Origin of the sequence: Massilia aquatica, assembly GCF_011682045.1 — a bacterium.
In the GTDB taxonomy this organism is placed as follows: domain Bacteria; phylum Pseudomonadota; class Gammaproteobacteria; order Burkholderiales; family Burkholderiaceae_D; genus Telluria_A; species Telluria_A aquatica.
Window position 1 is genome coordinate 1 of record NZ_VVIW01000048.1, and the last position, 15,659, is coordinate 15,659.

Below are 15,659 nucleotides of genomic sequence, written 5' to 3' on the forward strand. Positions count from 1 at the left end.
AAACTCTTCAGTTCAATCTCTGTTTAATGTCCTTGCGGACAGATCGCTCACTCAAAATACTGACAAGCTCATCTTTCGATGCGCCGTGTTTCTTTTTTGTGAACATTTGATAATTTAAGTATTCAACGTCGCTTACGCTTCGTTGGCACCTTCATCAAACGCCCACACTTATCGACTGTTAATTGTTAAAGAACTTGTTCTGTACCGCCTTCTGCCGTTTGCTACGAAGCGTTGTGTTCGTTGCAGCAGAGAGATGAGATTATGCGGCGTTTTGCGTTTTTCGTCAACCTCTTTTTTACTACATCGCCTCGTTCGAGACGCCCTTAACAACCCGCCAACTACTTGATTTCGTTAACGTTTTCTTCGGGGAGGCGAACTATAGCAAACCCTCTGCCAGCTTGGCAAGGAGGTTTTATGTGGTCTGCTGTCGGGCTCACATTTTCGCAACGCAACCGCCGTCAGGCGGCGCGCCGCATGCCTATATATGACGCTCCGACGCACTGCCGTCCAGCAGCCCCATTCCATCGCGTTTTCGCAGCAAGAAAGGCGGCATGGCCAGCGCATGGATTGGCGTGCGGCGGAACGTCTCTACGGCTTCCGCCGGCGTCTCGACAATCGGTTCTTCCCTGCGGTTGAACGAGGTGTTCAACAGCACCGGCACCCCAGTACGCGCCTCGAACTCGTGCAACAGGGCGCGCAGAAAGGGATCGTCATCCGGCCCCACCGTTTGCAGGCGCGCCGTGCAGTCGACATGCGTGACCGCCGGAATGATCCGCACCGCCCGCTCGCGCACGGGAGCGGCGTACTGCATGAACGGCACCGGCCGGCACACGTCGAAAAATTCTTCCGCCCGTTCAAGCAGCACCATCGGCGCCAGCGGACGAAACCATTCGCGTTGCTTGATCTGCGCATTGATATCGTCACGCATCGCGCCAATGCGCGGGTCGCCCAGGATGCTGCGGTGCCCGAGTGCACGCGGACCGAATTCGCTGCGGCCCTGGTATAGCGCCACCACGCGCGCCTGGCACAGCAGGTCGACCATGCGCGCGCGCATGGCGCCCGGATCGTCGATGCGCTCGATCAGCAAGTCGGCGCAACTCTGCGCGGCGGCCTCGATCTGGGCAGCCTGCGGCTCCGGCCCCATGTAGTCGCTGGTCCAGCGGAAATCGCAGGAGGCCCCACCCAACTCGGCCAGGCCATACAGGGCGCAGCCAATGGCCGTGCCCGCGTCGCTCGGCGCCGGTGGAATGAATACGCGGCGAAACGGCGTTTCGCGCAGCAGGCGCTCGTTGGCCGAGCAGTTCAGCCCGGTGCCGCCGGCAAAGCACAGCTTGCGCGCACCGGTCTTGCCATGCAGCCAGCGCGCCACCTCCAGCAGCGCCTCTTCGAATGCCCGTTGCCCCGCAGCGGCCAGGTTGGCGATATCGGCAAAGCGCGCATCATCCGCCCCGCCATAGCGAAAGCGTCCACGCTCGGCCAACAGGTCGCGCCAGCGCTGGGGAATCGTGACCTGGCCGTCGCGCACATCGAGCGGCGGCAGGCGCAGCGCTGTCGCCTTGCCATGCGGCGCCAGGCCCATGACCTTGCCTTCGTTGCCCTCACCCGGGAACATCGCCTGCGTCAGCAGGAAATAGAACATGCCCAGGCCCGCCGGCTGCCGCTCGTCGCGATTCCATAGCTGCTTGCCGAGACACGCAACCCGCTGGCGGTCGGCGCGGTAGAACGACGCCACCTCGCACCAGTCGCCCGGCACGCCGGCCGCGCCCGCCCAGGTTTCGGTCAGGTCGGCCACGCGGCTGCCCTGGCCGTCGATGATCATCACGGCGGCATCGTCGAAGGGGGAAGGATGGAACGCACTATATACATGCGCGAGATGATGCGAGATGCGCGCGCGCCGGCAAGCGGGCGCCAGCGCCAGCGTGCCGGCCAGCTCGTGCTCGTACTCGACCACCCGGGCGAACTCGGCATCGCACGAGTAACACTCGACCAGGATATCGATGGGCACATCGAGCCCGGGCAGGCGCGCCGCGTAAATCTTGCGGACATCATCGAGCCGCCCCCAGTGATGCTTGTGCCGCGTCAGGCGTTCTTTTTGAATCGCCCAGGCCAGCTCGGACCCGTGCATCAGGCAAATACTTGCGTCCTGGGTCCGGTTAATGCCAAGAACCACAGGCGCACCGCCGCCCCCACCCACGCCTTGCCTTACTGACTGCTTCCACATGATGCCGCCTCCGCCCAAAGAAGTGAGTACTCTTCGTTGGAGTGGCGGGCGGCCTGTAAGTTCAACATCAAATCAGCGCAGGCTCAGGGTCTGGCGTTTCCATGCCGGATCTTGCCAGCGGTAGAAACCACTGAGCGCATCGGGCCGGTCCGCCGTCTTTTCCACTGCCAAGGTGTCGATGTCGATGATCTCGAACGACCGTTTGATGCGTCCCTCGATGCGCGCCTCGCGTGCCACCAGCACCTTGGGCGATCCCGGCACCCAGCCCGCAAACTCGGCGTAGCCCAGGGTCGGCTCGATCGGCGCAGGCGGCAGCACATCGATGCGCCAGCCGCCCGCGCCGCGATGGAACAGCCACAGTTCGCGCCAGCCATCGAGCGGCTGCACCGCCAGCGCCAGCGCGTTCGATTGCGCATTGGCGCGCGCCGACGCATTCCACACGATGCCGTAGGTGCAGCGCGATGCCAGCGGCGCGCGCGCGTCGTGCTGCGCGTCGACCAGCAACACGCAGGATTCGCCCGGCTGGCCGGGCCGCGTGACCACATTCAAGCCGGCCGGTGCGGCCACTGGCAGTTCCGCCGCCCAGCGCACGCTGCCGGCGCGCACCGCCGCTTCGGCGTAGGCGGTGCGGTCCTCTTCCGCCAGCTCCGTCTTGTTCACGCTCGCCAGTTCCAGGATGGCGCGGCTGGCCGCATCGGTGGGCGACGCGTTCTTGCGCGCCAACTCGAAGGCGATCGACGACCATACCGCCGCGCGCCGCGTGTACACCCGGTTGCGCACATGTTCGGGCAGGTCCTTCACATCGACCTTGTCGAGCACCTCGGCGCGCCACTGGTCGAAGGCGTTACGTTGCGCCACCTTCAGCGCCGGGTCGATGCACTCGTCGCGCGTGAGTCCCAGCGCCGCCGTGGCGCGCTGGGTCGGCGTGGACGCCAGCGCCAGCACGCGCCGGAACGCCTCGCCGTCGTAGCAGAGCTGAACCGCGCCTTCGCGCTCGTAGCTGCGAATGACTACGCCGTAGTTGGCCACCACCTCCAGGTGCGCGGCCACCACCGCCTCGCTGCGCTTGTCCAGGCGCGAGGAACCGCGCCGCGCCAGCCGTTCGGCCATGCTGCCCAGGGCATCGAACATCTCGGCGTCGATGGCGTTGGCCGGCGCGGCCTTCAGGAACGCCGCCGCGTAGCCGATGCCGAGCGCCTCCGCACCGGGCGTGTCGCGCACAAAACGCACCACCGCCTTGAGTTCGGGCGCTTGCGCCGGCGCCAGCTCGATCTGGCGCACATGGGCCATGCGCACATACCCGGCCCGTTCGCGCCGGTGGTCGTAGACCTGCAGATAATCCATCTTGACGCCACGGATTTCCAGGCTGTCGCCCTGCCACAGCACGGCCTGGGAAGGCGCCGAATCGCGCGGCGCGGCGCGCAGCTGCATCTCGTCGCGCGTGACGATGGCCAGCGCCGCCACCGCGCCCAGGGTAGCGAGCATGCTCATTGTTCCTCCGCCCCGGCGGCGCCTTCAGGGGCGGCCGCCACGATGGCGGGTGCCGCCACGCCCTTGCCCTGCCCCAGCAGCGCGGCGCCGATAAAGCCGCCGTCGGTCGGCGGCGCGGCGATGATCACCGAAACCTTGTCCGACAATTTGTCGGCCATGGTCTTCTGGATCAGCAGCGGGTGGCGCGAGATCACGGCGCCGTCGCGTTCCATCTGCGCGGTGCTGACCTTGCCGACCACTTCCTGGCGGTAGGCTTCGGCGTCGGCCAGCTTGCGGCGCGAATCGGCTTCGCCGGTCGCTTCGATCACGCGCGCCTGGGCCGCGCCTTCCGAGGTCTTGATGCGCGAGGTTTTTTCGGCTTCCGCTTCCAGCCGGCGCTGCTCGATCTGCTTCTGCTTGAACGGCAGCACGTGCGCCATGGCCTGCTCCTGCGCCTTGGCCGCGATGATTTGCTCGTTGCCGGCCGCTTCGGCGGCTTTTTCGCGCTTGATCTTGTCGGCGTCGGCTTCGAGCGCGGTCTGCTTGACCTGCTTTTCCTTCAGTTCGAGCGTGTAGCGCATCTTCTCGGTTTGCAGTTCTTCGGCCAGCAGCGTCTCCATCCCGGCCATGTACTCGCGCGGCAGCGTGATTTTGCCGATCGTGACATGGCGCAGCAAGATGCCGTCGGCCGCCAGCTTGGGTTTGAGTTCGGCTTCGATCGCCTGCTGGATTTCGGCGCGCTTGCTCGAAAAGATTTCGCGCACCGTGTAGCGCGTGACGACTTTGTAGATAACGCCCTGCACCGCCGGGTCGATCACGGCCGTGCGGATATCGTCCGGCAGGGTTCGCGCCAGCGCCGCCAGTTTGGCCGGATCGATGGCATAGCGTACGCTCAGGTTCACGCCCAGCGCCAGCCCCTCGACCGACTGGTACGGCTGTTCGCCGCTGCCGGCCGCCTTGTAAATCTGGTCCAGCGCAGGCAACTGGCGCAGTTCATGCACGCCGGGTATCAGCACCACGGTGCCGTCGCGCACCACGGTCGCCGCGCCGCTCAACTGGTTGATGCGCACGCCGACGTTGCCGCGCTCGATCTTCGCCACCGGCGGATGCTTGACCAGCAGGTAGCCGGCGCCGCCGAGGGCGCACAGCGCCAGCACGCTGCGCAGGCCCGGACGCGGCACCGCGCGCGCGCCGGAACGCAGCACCGAGCCGGCGCCCGCCGCACCTTTCGCGAACACTGCACGCACCGCCAACACCATCTTCTTGATCCGATCGGACATTTGCCTCACCTTTTGAATTGTCGGGCCCTGCACCCGCATGACCCTGAGACGTATCGTGCCCGTCATGAAGTGGAAGTAGCAATCCGCGCGCAAGGCCAGAACCCTCACCGCGCGGAGCTTTGGCCGCGCCGCGTGAGGAAAAGCTCACAGGCCGCATATGACTTTTCGGCCAAAAGCGGGGATACTGGCATCCTTATCAAACAGCAGGAGCAGCACATGCCCAAAGTGGCCGTCATCGAGGACGACCTCCCGACCAGCAACCAGCTGCGCAGCTGGATCGAGGCGGCCAAACCGGGCATCGTCGTCGACCAGTGGTTCAGCCGCGACGAGGCCGAGGCGGCGATCGCGCGCGAGCGCTACGACCTGGTGGTGCTCGACATCGAACTGGGACGCGAGCGCCATGCGGGAGTGGCCATCATCAACGCCATCAACAAGAAGCATGCGACCCCGGTGCTGGTGGTGTCGGCCATGCCGGCCACGATCTACCGCAGCATCATGAAGGCGCTCGACGCCTGGGACTACCTGCAAAAGGCCACCTTCGAGGAGGCCGACTTCACCGACACCTTCCTCGAGATCCTGCGCGCGGTCAAAGAGCGCGACAAGCCGGCCCTGGACGCCGACGAACTGGCCATGGACCCGCTGCGCCAGCGTTCGCCCACCTGGCGCGGCCAGCGCATCAACCTGCCGCTGACGGCGCAGCGCATCCTGGCGGCCCTGTTCGCGCGGCGCGGCCAGGTGGTGTCGTACGAGGAGCTCTACGAGGTGGTCAAGAGTGGGCGCAACCGCGACAACATCCGCAAGCACGTGAGCACCATCCGCGACGCCTTCCGCGAGATCGACCCGGCCTTCGAATGCATCGAGAACGTGCCGATGCGCGGTTTTCGCTGGGCCGACTAAGTGTCAGAACGAGTGACGCAGCGCCGGCGCTGGTTCGTGCCCTATCGCCTGCGCATCCTGCTGCGCGCGGCCTTTCTGCTGCTGGCGCTGGCGACCCTGGGCCTGGCGGTCTCGGTGCTGCAGCAGGAAAAGCAGCTCAGTTACGGCAACTACCAGACCAGCTTTCGCAAGACCGGGGAGCAGATCAGCGCCACCCTGCGCCATCCGGCCGGACAGCTTGCGCTCCTCAATCCACCGCTGGCCGGGGCGGCCGACGCGGGCCTGCGCCCGCTGCTGCTGCCGTTTCCCGCGCTCGACTTCGACGATCAGCAAAAAGTGCAGCAAGCGGTGGCCATGTCGGGCTGCATGCGTCAGTTCGGCGCCAGCGCCAGCCTGTGCGCGGCGATCGGCAACAACCCGTGGGCCGGGGGCTTCATCTACGTGGCCGGCAATGTCGACCTGGCGCGCCTGGTCTCGCACCGCAGCGGCGATGAAGTGCTGAACCAGTCGCACCGGGTGCGCGTGACGGTGTCGCTGCGCGGGCGTACTTACCAGTGGATCGCCCCTTTCGAGGAAGATCCGCGCCAGCCGGGCGGCCCGTACGCCCCCCTGCGCGGCAGGCTGACCGGATTCAACGCGGCCGACGAAGGCCGCAAGCACACCCGCCCCGTGAAGGACTTCCGCGGCTGGATATGGCAGAACGCGCAGTGCAACGAGCCGGCCGCCGGCGCCAGTCCGGACACCTGCCTGCGCAATGCCTTCTTTTCGGTGCGCCTGCCGGTCAGCGTGCTGCAGGAAGACCTGTTCGGCAGCGACAGCACCAGCGAAAGCAAAACCTGGCCACCGCGTGACCTGGATAAAATCCGCGTGAGCGTGGTGGTGCTGGCTCCCGGCGCCGGTGCGGTGGTGCTCGACAGCGACAAGGCCAGCGCGGCGAGCGGTTTCTCGCTGGCCGACCTGGCGCCCATGCTGCTGCCGGGCGAGACGCTGCGCATCGAGAGAGTCGGTACCACCGCCGGTACGGCGCCGCTGATCGAACTGGCGGGCGCCAGCGGCGCCGAGGACGCGTCGCAGCACTTCCTGACGGCCCTGATCCGGCGCCTGCCGGTCGACACCTACGACGCCCCTTTGAGCGCCACCCATCGCATCGCCACGCCGCTGGGCAGCTACGACGTGGTGCTGGCCGGCGACGTGCGCAGCGTCAGCCAGAGCCTGGGCGTAGTGGCCAGCCGCATGGCATGGTTCGTCGGCGCCATGCTGCTGGCACTGATGCTGGCGTGGCTGGTGATCGAAATCGGCATCATCAGCCGCATCAAGGAACTGATCGAGCGCGCCGATTCGGTGGCGCGTACGGTCAAGGAACGCGGCGACGCGTCGCAGCCCGACCTGTCCGACCTGCGCGGCGACGATGAACTGGGCGTGCTGGCCAGTTGCCTGCACGACCTGCTGCGCCGCGTGCGCGAAGATGTCGAGCGTGAAGCCATCCGCACCGAGCAGGAACGCGACATGTGGCACGCGGTCGGGCACGAGATCATGTCGCCGCTGCAGTCGCTCATGGCGCTGCATGGCACCGATGGCGGCGACGGCAACCAGAGCGCGCGCTACGTGCTGCGCATGCAGCAGGCGATCCGCGTGCTGTACGGGCGCGCCTCGCCCAGCGAAGCGTTCCAGTCGACCGTGCTGCAAGTGGCCGAAATCGACCTGGCCGCCTTTTTGCACAACGTGGCCGCCAACGCCCACTGCGCCGGCATCACCGGCGTCGTCTTCCACGGCGCCCCGCAGGCGGTGCTTGTGCGCGCCGACGAGTATTCACTGGAAGACGTGGTCACGCATGTGCTGGTGAACGCGCAGCGCTACCGCCTGCCCGGCAGCAGCATCGAGATTACGCTCGAGGCCAGCGAAACGGCCGCCAGCGTCACCATCGCCAACCGCGGCCCCAGCATCGCCGAGGAAGTCATCGGCACCATTTTCGAATACGGCGTGTCGGACCAGGAAGAAGCGGGTGCCAACGGCAACCGTGGCCAGGGCCTGTTCGTGGCCAGGACCTACATGGCCAAGATGGGCGGCACCATCGTCGCCAAAAACCTCGACGGCGGCGTGGCCTTCGTGCTCACCTTGCAGCGTGGCGCCGCCTAGAATTTGATTGCCTGATTTACAAGCTGTTCTGCTCCGGGTTACTATTCATCTCTATTCAATCATGGGCAGACGCGGTGAGACTGATTCGTACGATTCGCCTGATACGCAGGCAAAAACACAGCACCGTCCACTGCGAAATCGACCTGTGCGAACTGCCCGATGGCGACGCGCGCTATCTCGTGAACGTGCGCCAGGGCCGCAGCGGCGACGACTGGCGCGAGCGCACGCGCACCGCGCAGCCGGTCGACCTGGCAGCGGCGGAGCACCTGTTTGCCCAGGTGCTGGCCGAACGCCAGGCGCAGGGCTTCACCGATGCGCAAGACCTGCCGCCCGCGCAGGCGGACGACATCGCGCCAGCGGCAGCGCTTGACCCCGAGCGGCGCGCGGCCGACGCCGTGCTGCTTGGACGGCTCGACCCCGGCGTGTGGCGGCGCCTCAAAGACGCGCAGCGCACGCGCACCGTATGGCGCATCGGCGAACGGCGCCTGGCGGCGGTGGTGCCGCTGATGGTCAGCCTGATCGGGCGCGGGACCACCGCGCTCGACTACTGCCTGGCCTGGGCCATTGGCCGCTGCGGCGACACCGGCGCATCCCAGGCCATGCGCGAACTGTCCACGCGCGGCAGCTCGGACGCGGTGTGCCGCATCGCCAGACAGGCGTGGCTGCAACTGGCCGATGAAGCGGAACTGCGCCAGCACGCCGACCACCTGACCGCCGCCTGGCCGGCGCACCTGCGCGACGCCTGGGCCGCACGCGACCAGGAAGCCATTGCGCAGCTGTGCGCGCAATCGGACCAATGGCACGCGCTGTCGCTGTCGGACTGGCTCGAACAGCTCGACCAGGTGGCGCTGGCCGATCCGCTGGCGCGCAGCATCCTGCTGGCGCAGCTGCGCCAGGTGCCCCTGCGCGCCGGTACCTTCCGCGCGGTGCGGCACATTTACAAAGCGGCCGAGATGCGCGAGGACGGCGAGCTGTTTGGCCTGATCCACCAACGCTTCGAAACTACGCCGGCACAGACCTCGAGCACGTATGTACGGGTCGAGCGCAAATGGGTGCCGTACGCCGAGATGGCGGCGCGCCCCGACAGCACGGTGGCTTACAGCACGCGCACGCGCGCCTACCTGCTGCTGCGCGGCTGGCGCAAGCTGCGCCGGCTGGCGCAAGACGGCGAGCTGGCCTTCGTCAATATGGCCACTGGCGCGCTGCTGGCGATGGACGATGCCGACGCCGGCCAACCCTACACGCGTGCCGGCCGCTATTACATGCGCGATGGCCGCTACGACAGGCACGCCGACCGCAGCCACGACGCTTACAGCCACTGGACCATATTCAACCGCCTGCTGCGCAGCCAGGGCGCATGGACCGGCAACCGCAGCGGGCGCAGTTGGTTCCAGACCGGCCCGATCCTGCCGGCCAGCGGGCGCGAAGAAGCCTTTCCCGCGCTGTGGGATGCGCGCCCCGGCGCCTTGCTGCTGCTGATGCAGCGCAGCCGCTGCGAAGGGGTGCACGCATTTGCAGCGCGCGCCCTGGCCGACAACACCAGCTTCTGCGCCCAGCTCTCGCTCGACCAACTCGGCACGCTGCTGCGCAGTCCTTACAGCGACACCGCGCGCTTCGCCTTTCACTTGTGCCGCCAGCGTTTCGCCGACGGCGTCCCCGATTCGCGCTGGCTGCAATTGCTGCTGCAATCGAGCCTGCCGGAGGCGCGCACCTTCGCGCTCGAGTGCATCAGCCGCGCGCCCGACCACTACTGCGCCGACGCGCTGCTGGTGGCCGCTCTGGCCTGCTCGCCCGATGAAGCGGTGCGCCGCCACGGCCGCATGCTGTGCCAGTGCGCGCTGGCCCTGCCCGGCCAGGCCGATGTCATCGTCCTGCTGCTGCTCGACTGGCTGGACAACTGCGGCGACCTCGATCAGGCCGAGATGGTGGTTCCCGAGATCGCCGCCGACCTGGTCTGGCTGCTCGACCGCCCCCTGCGCTCGGCCGCCGGGCAAGCCCCTTACGCACGCCTGCTTGCCCTGCTCGGGCACCGCCTGGCCAGCGTGCGCATCGTCGCCGGAGAATGGCTGCTGCGCCATGCCGAACCGGCGGGCGCGATTCCGCCGCAGACCCTGGCGGCGCTGCTGCAAGAGAGCGACGCCGGCGTGCGGGCGGTCGGCATCAAACTATTCAGTGCACTGCCGGAGCATATGCTGGCCGGCCAGGCCTTGCTGTTCGCCGTGTTCTGCACCCATCCGGACGCCGGCGTGCGGCGCGCCATCGACAACGCCTTGCAGCGCATCGCCCCTACCGACGCGGTATTCCGCGCCACCCTGCTGCCGCTGCTGCTCGACACCCTGTTCCAGTCCGAACCGGCCGAAGGCGTGCACGCGGACCTGATCGCATGGATACTGGGGCCGCTCAACTCGGGCGCCGACCATCTCGACCGCGCGCTGCTGGTGCGCCTTTTGTCGGCGCGCAGCAAAGGTGCGCAACTGCTCGGCGCGCAGATGCTGCCGCGCTTCGCTACAACCGATTTCGGCGTGGCCGAATGGGCGCAGTTCGGGCGCAACGAAAACGCCAGCGTGCGGCGCTGGGCCTGCGCGGCCTTTACCGAACACACAGCCCAGGTGCGCGGCCAGATGGAAGCGGCGCTGCGCCTGCTCGACAGCACCTGGGACGATACCCGCGCCTTCGCGCGCGACTTCTTCAGCCGGCAATGCGCCAGCGAAGACTGGACGCCGACCCTGCTGGTGAGCCTGTGCGACCATCTCGACCCCGAGGTGCAGCGCTTCGGACGCACCATGCTCATGACCCATTTCGACGTCGCCGACGTCACCGAATACATGCTCAAACTTAGCCAGCATCCCTCCGCCAACATGCAGCTGTTCGTGAGCAGCTGGCTGGCCAGCGCAAGCGCCGGCGACCTGTCGAAGCTGGAACGCCTCGAACCGTACTTCTTGAATGTGCTGTCGCAGGTCAACCGCGGGCGCGTGGCCAAGAACCGCGTGCTCGACTTCCTGCGCGCGCAGGCGCATGTGTCGGAAGCGATCGCCGCCTTCGTGGCGCGCCTGTTCGCACGCCAGGTGCTCACGGTCGCCATCGCCGACAAGGCGCAGTACATCGAGGGCCTGCGCGCGATCCAGGAACGCTTCCCGGCACTGCCGGCGGTAATGACCATCGAGCAGCCGCGCGCGCACGCGAATCTGCGGGGAGCGCCATGAAGTTCGAATACCGCTACTACGGCGCCAGCACCGTCAGCAACAGTGCGTCCGCCACCGAGATGCGCTTCGCGCCCGACACCTTGCGCGCGCCGACCCATTTCGTGGCCCAGCTGAACAAGCACATTCCCTTTCGCGAGGCCATCTCCGCGCTGCACGACGTGGTAGTGGCCGACCAGCGCTACCAGCCGCCCGACAAAACCGCTTACCTGGCATGGCGCGCGCAGAACGAAGACCCAGCGCTGGCCGAACTGATCGACCGCAACGCGGACCTGCGCGCGCGCATGGCGCCGTTGAACGAAGAACTCAAGGAACTGCGGGCGAAGAAAAGCCTCGTCCTCAAGCCCTTCGCCGCGGCCCAGTCGAAGTACTTCGACTATATATACAAGGCCAATTTCGATGCCTGGGTGGTGCTCGATCCGGTCATCACGGTGCATCCGGACCGCGTGTTCTTCGAGTGCTTCAGCCGCGACGAGTCGAGCTACGCCTCGCTCAGTTGCAGCCACGGGGTGTTCGACCGCGTGGGCGACTTCGCCTGCGGCACCACCAATGTCGACTACTCGGAAGGGCTGTATGGCGAGTTCCAGAAGATCCGCGACTACAAGACAACACGGCTGGCGATCGATCCGACCGGCTTCCAGGTTGCCACCGCGGGTGATCCGTCCTTCAAGGAAGAGAAGATCGACGTACCCGAGACCTGGGTGCGCGGTTTTCTGCAGGTGAGCAGCGCGATGAACCTGCCGGCGCGCAGGCTCGATCTGCATCCGATGGATGTGCATAATTTCTGCCACCTTTTGCGGCGCAAGAAGGAGCGCGTCGGCCCGCGTTCGATCCGTTTCGTCCTCACGCCGGGTGAACCGATCCGCGCGCTGTTCGAGCCGTGGAACGATGAACTGGTGTGCCGCCGCTCGATCTACCAGGGCAATGCGGCGGAAGAGATCCGCATCTGGGGTCGGCGCCGCCTGATGCTGCTCGAACGCCTGATCCCGGTCGCGCACAGCTTTACCGTGCACCTGATGGGCAGCGGCATGCCGAGCTTCTGGATCGCCAACCTGCCCGACATGCAGCTCACGCTTGGCCTGTCCGGCTGGACCGCCAACGACTGGGCGCGCGCCGGCCAGTTCGACCTGCTGGCGCCGCGCGGCGCTGTCGACGACGACAGCAAGTCGCGCATTTTCGCGGCGCTGGGGCAGCGCTGGTTCGCCAGCGCCGACCAGCTGGCGGCCGATACCGGCCTGGCGCGCTCGATGGTCGAGAGCGCACTGACCATGTACACCCAGGCCGGACGCGTAATCTACGACCTGACGCAGGGCGTGTACCGCCTGCGCGAGTTGTCGCGCGAGCCGTTGCCGCTCGACGTGCTGCGCTTTGCCAGCGCGCTGGAAGAAAAGGCGGCGACCCTGCTGGCGGTGCAAAGCCTGAGCGAGCAGGCCAGCGAAGCGCTGCCCGAGGGTGGCCTGCGCCTGCGCGCGCGCAGCAAGGAGAACGGCCGGCCATACCAGGTCATGCTGCGGCTCGATGCCGACCGCCGCATCGTCGACGGCAGCTGCGAGTGCAATCACTACACCCAGAACCGCATGCACAAGGGGCCGTGCGTGCACATGCTGGTGCTGCGCATGGACCAGGCCAGGCGCGACGCCACGCTTGACGCTTGATGCGCCATGAACGCACTTTTACTAAACCACGGATTCAAACCAATGCTTGAGGAGCCCGGAATTCACCTGTTATACTCGCATCAACAAGCACGGTGGGATGGCTCTTGCAAACCGGACGGCGGATCGCCGTCCACGTTGTCAGCTCTTCCCACGCGTCACTGGCACGCTCTTCACTGTGCCGTACCATCACCAGTAGCGCGACACGGTTTGGCTTCCCTGAAGCCGATCAGCGCCACTGGTGCGGTACGGCGTCGAGTGGAGCGCTCCAGTCCTGCAGGCCCTTCGATGATTGTCCCGCCGTGCTTGGGTAGTTTGCGTTTTACCGACAGTGTTTTCCGTGGTGCTCTTCGCGAGACCAGGACACGATGACTTCCCCCACTCCCTCTCCCTCCGAACTGACGCGCGCGCAGTTGTACGAACGCATACGCGGCAGCTCCAAAGAAGAAGTCGTGCTGACCGAGATGCAGCGCCTGGGCTTCTGGCCGGCCGACAGCGGCCAGCCATCGGTCGAAGCGGACCTGATCAGGCGCGAAACGGAGCTCACGCAAGCCTTGCAGAAGCTGGGCAGCGAGCTGCATCACCTGCAAAATCCGGAAGCGGCGCTGCGCATGCTGCGCAAGGAGCGCATGGCCAAGGCCAAGGCGCGGCGCGAGGAAACGCGCCAGAAACGCGCGCTGGCACGCTTCGAAAAAGCCCAGGTGTGGCACCGGCGGCGCGAACACGAGGTGCTGTATCTGGGCGCGGGTGTGTCGGGCGGCTTGAACCACACTGAGAGCGACGCCGCCAAACTGGCCGGGCTGGCGATGCCGGTGCTGCACAAGGCCGAGGAGCTGGCGCAGGCGATGGGCATTACGCTGTCGGAGCTGCGTTTCCTGGCGTTCGAGCGGCGCGTCTCGCGCATCAGCCATTACCGGCGCTTTGCGATGCCAAAGAAAACCGGCGGCGAACGGATCATTTCTGCGCCGATGCCGCGCCTGAAACGCGCCCAGTACTGGGTGCTCGATAACGTGCTGGCGCGCGCGCCGCTGCACCAGGCGGCGCACGGCTTCGTGCCGGGCCGTTCGATCGTCAGCAACGCGGCGCCGCACGTCGGCCAGGCGGTGGTGATCAATCTGGATTTGAAGGATTTCTTTCCGTCGATCGGCATGCCGCGTATCAAAGGCGTGTTTGCGCAGCTGGGCTACAGCGAACAGGTGGCGACCATCCTGGCGCTGCTGTCGACGGAAGCGGCGACCGATGAAGTGCGCATCGATGGCGAGACTTTTTTTGTCGCGCACGGCGAGCGCGCGCTGCCGCAGGGGGCGCCGAGCAGCCCGGCGTTGACGAATATTTTGTGCAAGCGGCTCGATGCGCGCCTGCAGGCTTGCGCGGCCAAGCTGGGTTTTCGCTATACGCGCTATGCCGACGACCTGACGTTTTCGGGCGATGCCGAGGCGCGCAAGCTGGCCGGCAAACTGCTGTGGCGCGCCAAGCAGATCGTCATCGACGAAGGGTTTACGCCGCATCCCGACAAACAGCATGTGATGCGCGATGCGCAGCGGCAGATGGTGACCGGGATCGTGGTCAATCAAAAGCCGTCGCTCGAACGCGAAACCTTGCGGCGTTTTCGCGCCACGCTGTTCCAGGTCGAGAAAGATGGACCCGAGGGCAAGCAGTGGAACGGCAATACGAATGTGATCGAGGCGCTGGAAGGGTATGCGCAGTTTTTCAGGATGGTCGATCCGGCCAAGGGCTTGCCGCTGCTGGTCCGTGTGCGCGCGGTGCGGGCGCGTTGGGGCGCGGCCGGCGTCGAGATGAAACTGTCGCAATCGAAGCGCAGCAGCGCGTTCCGGGCGCTGTCGGCGCAGGGCAAGGCGCCGTGGGATGGCTGGTGGCAGGCGACTGTGGCGTCAGCACCGGTGCTGGAAAAGACCGCCGTCCAGTTGGCCGATGAAAAGAAAGCCCGCAAAGCTGCCGAGGCGCCGAAGGCACCCGTCAACTTGACCAAACGTGCCGGCGCTGTTGCAACGCGTCCGGCGGCGAGTGCGCCGGTGGCGATCGACGCATCGTCGGTCCCGGCGACTTCCGGCAAGCCGGCAGGCGATAACAGTCTGCGCGTGGTGATTGCCGTGCAGGCGGCGCTGGTTTTTGCCTTTGCGCTGGCCACGCAGCGCGTGGTGCCGTTCATCTGCATGGCGGTGATCGTGCTTCAATCGGCGATTTTTCGCAAACCGCGATGGGGATGGTTTATCTTTATTGTGGCCGTGTGGAGCGCCATTACCCTGATGTGGTAAGCAGAGGCTTGAACGGAAGGGCCGCTGAACCGCTATTCCAGCGTATGCGGCTCGTACCACACGTCCTCGTAGCCCTCGTTGTCGATCATGAATTTGTATCCGGGTGCTAACGCCAGGTAAGGCAACACCTGAGGCAGCAGTTCCGCAATATGACTCTGACCGACAGGCTGATAGAAATTCTCGTCTTCCGAGAACTCACCCCCGAATATATACCAGCCGTCCACGCCGTTTTCCGGCGTAATACGCACGCCGGTGATCGGCATCAGGTGAAAGGTACCAAGAGCCAGGCCCGCTTTCATCGCAGGATCCGGAAAGACGCATGCCGAGCCATACTTTTCGCACACCTCCACCTGGCGATCCAGGGTAGCTTCGCTGCCGATATACGCATCCATTCTACATGTCCCCTTCCATTCAAATTTTTGGACGAAAAAAAACCCCGGTTTGCACTAAGCGCGATCTTGAGCGCGCTTAGGCTTACCGGGGTCTTTCTCTTATAACTAGCCTGACGATGACCTACTTTCACACTGGTTGCAGCACTATCATCGGCG

Annotated in this window: 9 protein-coding genes; 5 read left to right on the forward strand and 4 right to left on the reverse strand. The window is 65.9% G+C overall.

Going from position 1 to position 15,659, the window contains the following annotated elements; genetic code table 11:
* Window positions 1-478: 478 nt before the first annotated feature.
* The 3 genes from F1609_RS33315 to F1609_RS33325 form a co-directional block, all read right to left on the reverse strand.
* A complete protein-coding gene (locus F1609_RS33315) occupies window positions 479-2,125 on the reverse strand; it encodes a carbamoyltransferase family protein (protein WP_229422196.1) in 1,647 nt (548 codons plus the stop codon).
* A 168-nt stretch (window positions 2,126-2,293) separates the two neighbouring features.
* Entirely contained in the window at window positions 2,294-3,712 is a 1,419-nt protein-coding gene (locus F1609_RS33320) for a hypothetical protein (RefSeq protein ID WP_167082133.1), read from the reverse strand.
* Window positions 3,709-4,971 (reverse strand): SPFH domain-containing protein, encoded by a 1,263-nt coding sequence (locus F1609_RS33325; protein WP_167082135.1) that lies wholly within the window; start codon window positions 4,969-4,971, stop codon window positions 3,709-3,711. Before F1609_RS33325 ends, F1609_RS33320 begins: the two co-directional genes overlap by 4 nt.
* A 216-nt stretch (window positions 4,972-5,187) precedes the next feature.
* On the opposite strand from F1609_RS33325, the gene F1609_RS33330 reads away from it, so the two are divergent.
* The 5 genes from F1609_RS33330 to F1609_RS33350 all read left to right on the forward strand — a co-directional run bounded on the left by F1609_RS33330 (window position 5,188) and on the right by F1609_RS33350 (window position 15,111).
* Window positions 5,188-5,868, forward strand: coding sequence for a response regulator transcription factor (locus F1609_RS33330; protein ID WP_166882371.1), 681 nt, complete (start codon window positions 5,188-5,190; stop codon window positions 5,866-5,868).
* A complete protein-coding gene (locus tag F1609_RS33335) occupies window positions 5,869-7,983 on the forward strand; it encodes a sensor histidine kinase (RefSeq protein ID WP_370661707.1) in 2,115 nt (704 codons plus the stop codon).
* Between the two features lie 74 nt (window positions 7,984-8,057).
* Window positions 8,058-11,186, forward strand: a complete 3,129-nt coding sequence (locus tag F1609_RS33340; RefSeq protein ID WP_167082137.1) for a hypothetical protein — start codon at window positions 8,058-8,060, stop codon at window positions 11,184-11,186.
* Window positions 11,183-12,838, forward strand: coding sequence for an SWIM zinc finger family protein (locus F1609_RS33345; protein ID WP_167082139.1), 1,656 nt, complete (start codon window positions 11,183-11,185; stop codon window positions 12,836-12,838). The genes F1609_RS33340 and F1609_RS33345 overlap by 4 nt, the downstream gene beginning before the upstream one ends.
* A gap of 365 nt (window positions 12,839-13,203) precedes the next feature.
* Window positions 13,204-15,111: a reverse transcriptase family protein gene (locus tag F1609_RS33350; protein ID WP_167082141.1), complete on the forward strand. Its 1,908-nt coding sequence runs from the start codon at window positions 13,204-13,206 to the stop codon at window positions 15,109-15,111.
* 32 nt (window positions 15,112-15,143) lie between these two features.
* Here the strand turns inward: F1609_RS33350 and F1609_RS33355 are convergent, their stop codons facing one another.
* On the reverse strand, window positions 15,144-15,503 hold the full coding sequence (locus tag F1609_RS33355) for an immunity protein Imm33 domain-containing protein (RefSeq protein ID WP_167082143.1): 360 nt from the start codon (window positions 15,501-15,503) through the stop codon (window positions 15,144-15,146).
* Window positions 15,504-15,659 lie beyond the last annotated feature (156 nt).

Coding starts and splice junctions, on each gene's coding strand:
- F1609_RS33345 (WP_167082139.1), top strand. CDS start 11,183: ATGAAGTTCGAATACCGCTACTACGGCGCCAGCACCGTCAGCAACAGT.
- F1609_RS33350 (WP_167082141.1), top strand. CDS start 13,204: ATGACTTCCCCCACTCCCTCTCCCTCCGAACTGACGCGCGCGCAGTTG.
- F1609_RS33315 (WP_229422196.1), bottom strand. CDS start 2,125: ATGCACGGGTCCGAGCTGGCCTGGGCGATTCAAAAAGAACGCCTGACG.
- F1609_RS33355 (WP_167082143.1), bottom strand. CDS start 15,503: ATGGATGCGTATATCGGCAGCGAAGCTACCCTGGATCGCCAGGTGGAG.
- F1609_RS33320 (WP_167082133.1), bottom strand. CDS start 3,712: ATGAGCATGCTCGCTACCCTGGGCGCGGTGGCGGCGCTGGCCATCGTC.
- F1609_RS33325 (WP_167082135.1), bottom strand. CDS start 4,971: ATGTCCGATCGGATCAAGAAGATGGTGTTGGCGGTGCGTGCAGTGTTC.
- F1609_RS33330 (WP_166882371.1), top strand. CDS start 5,188: ATGCCCAAAGTGGCCGTCATCGAGGACGACCTCCCGACCAGCAACCAG.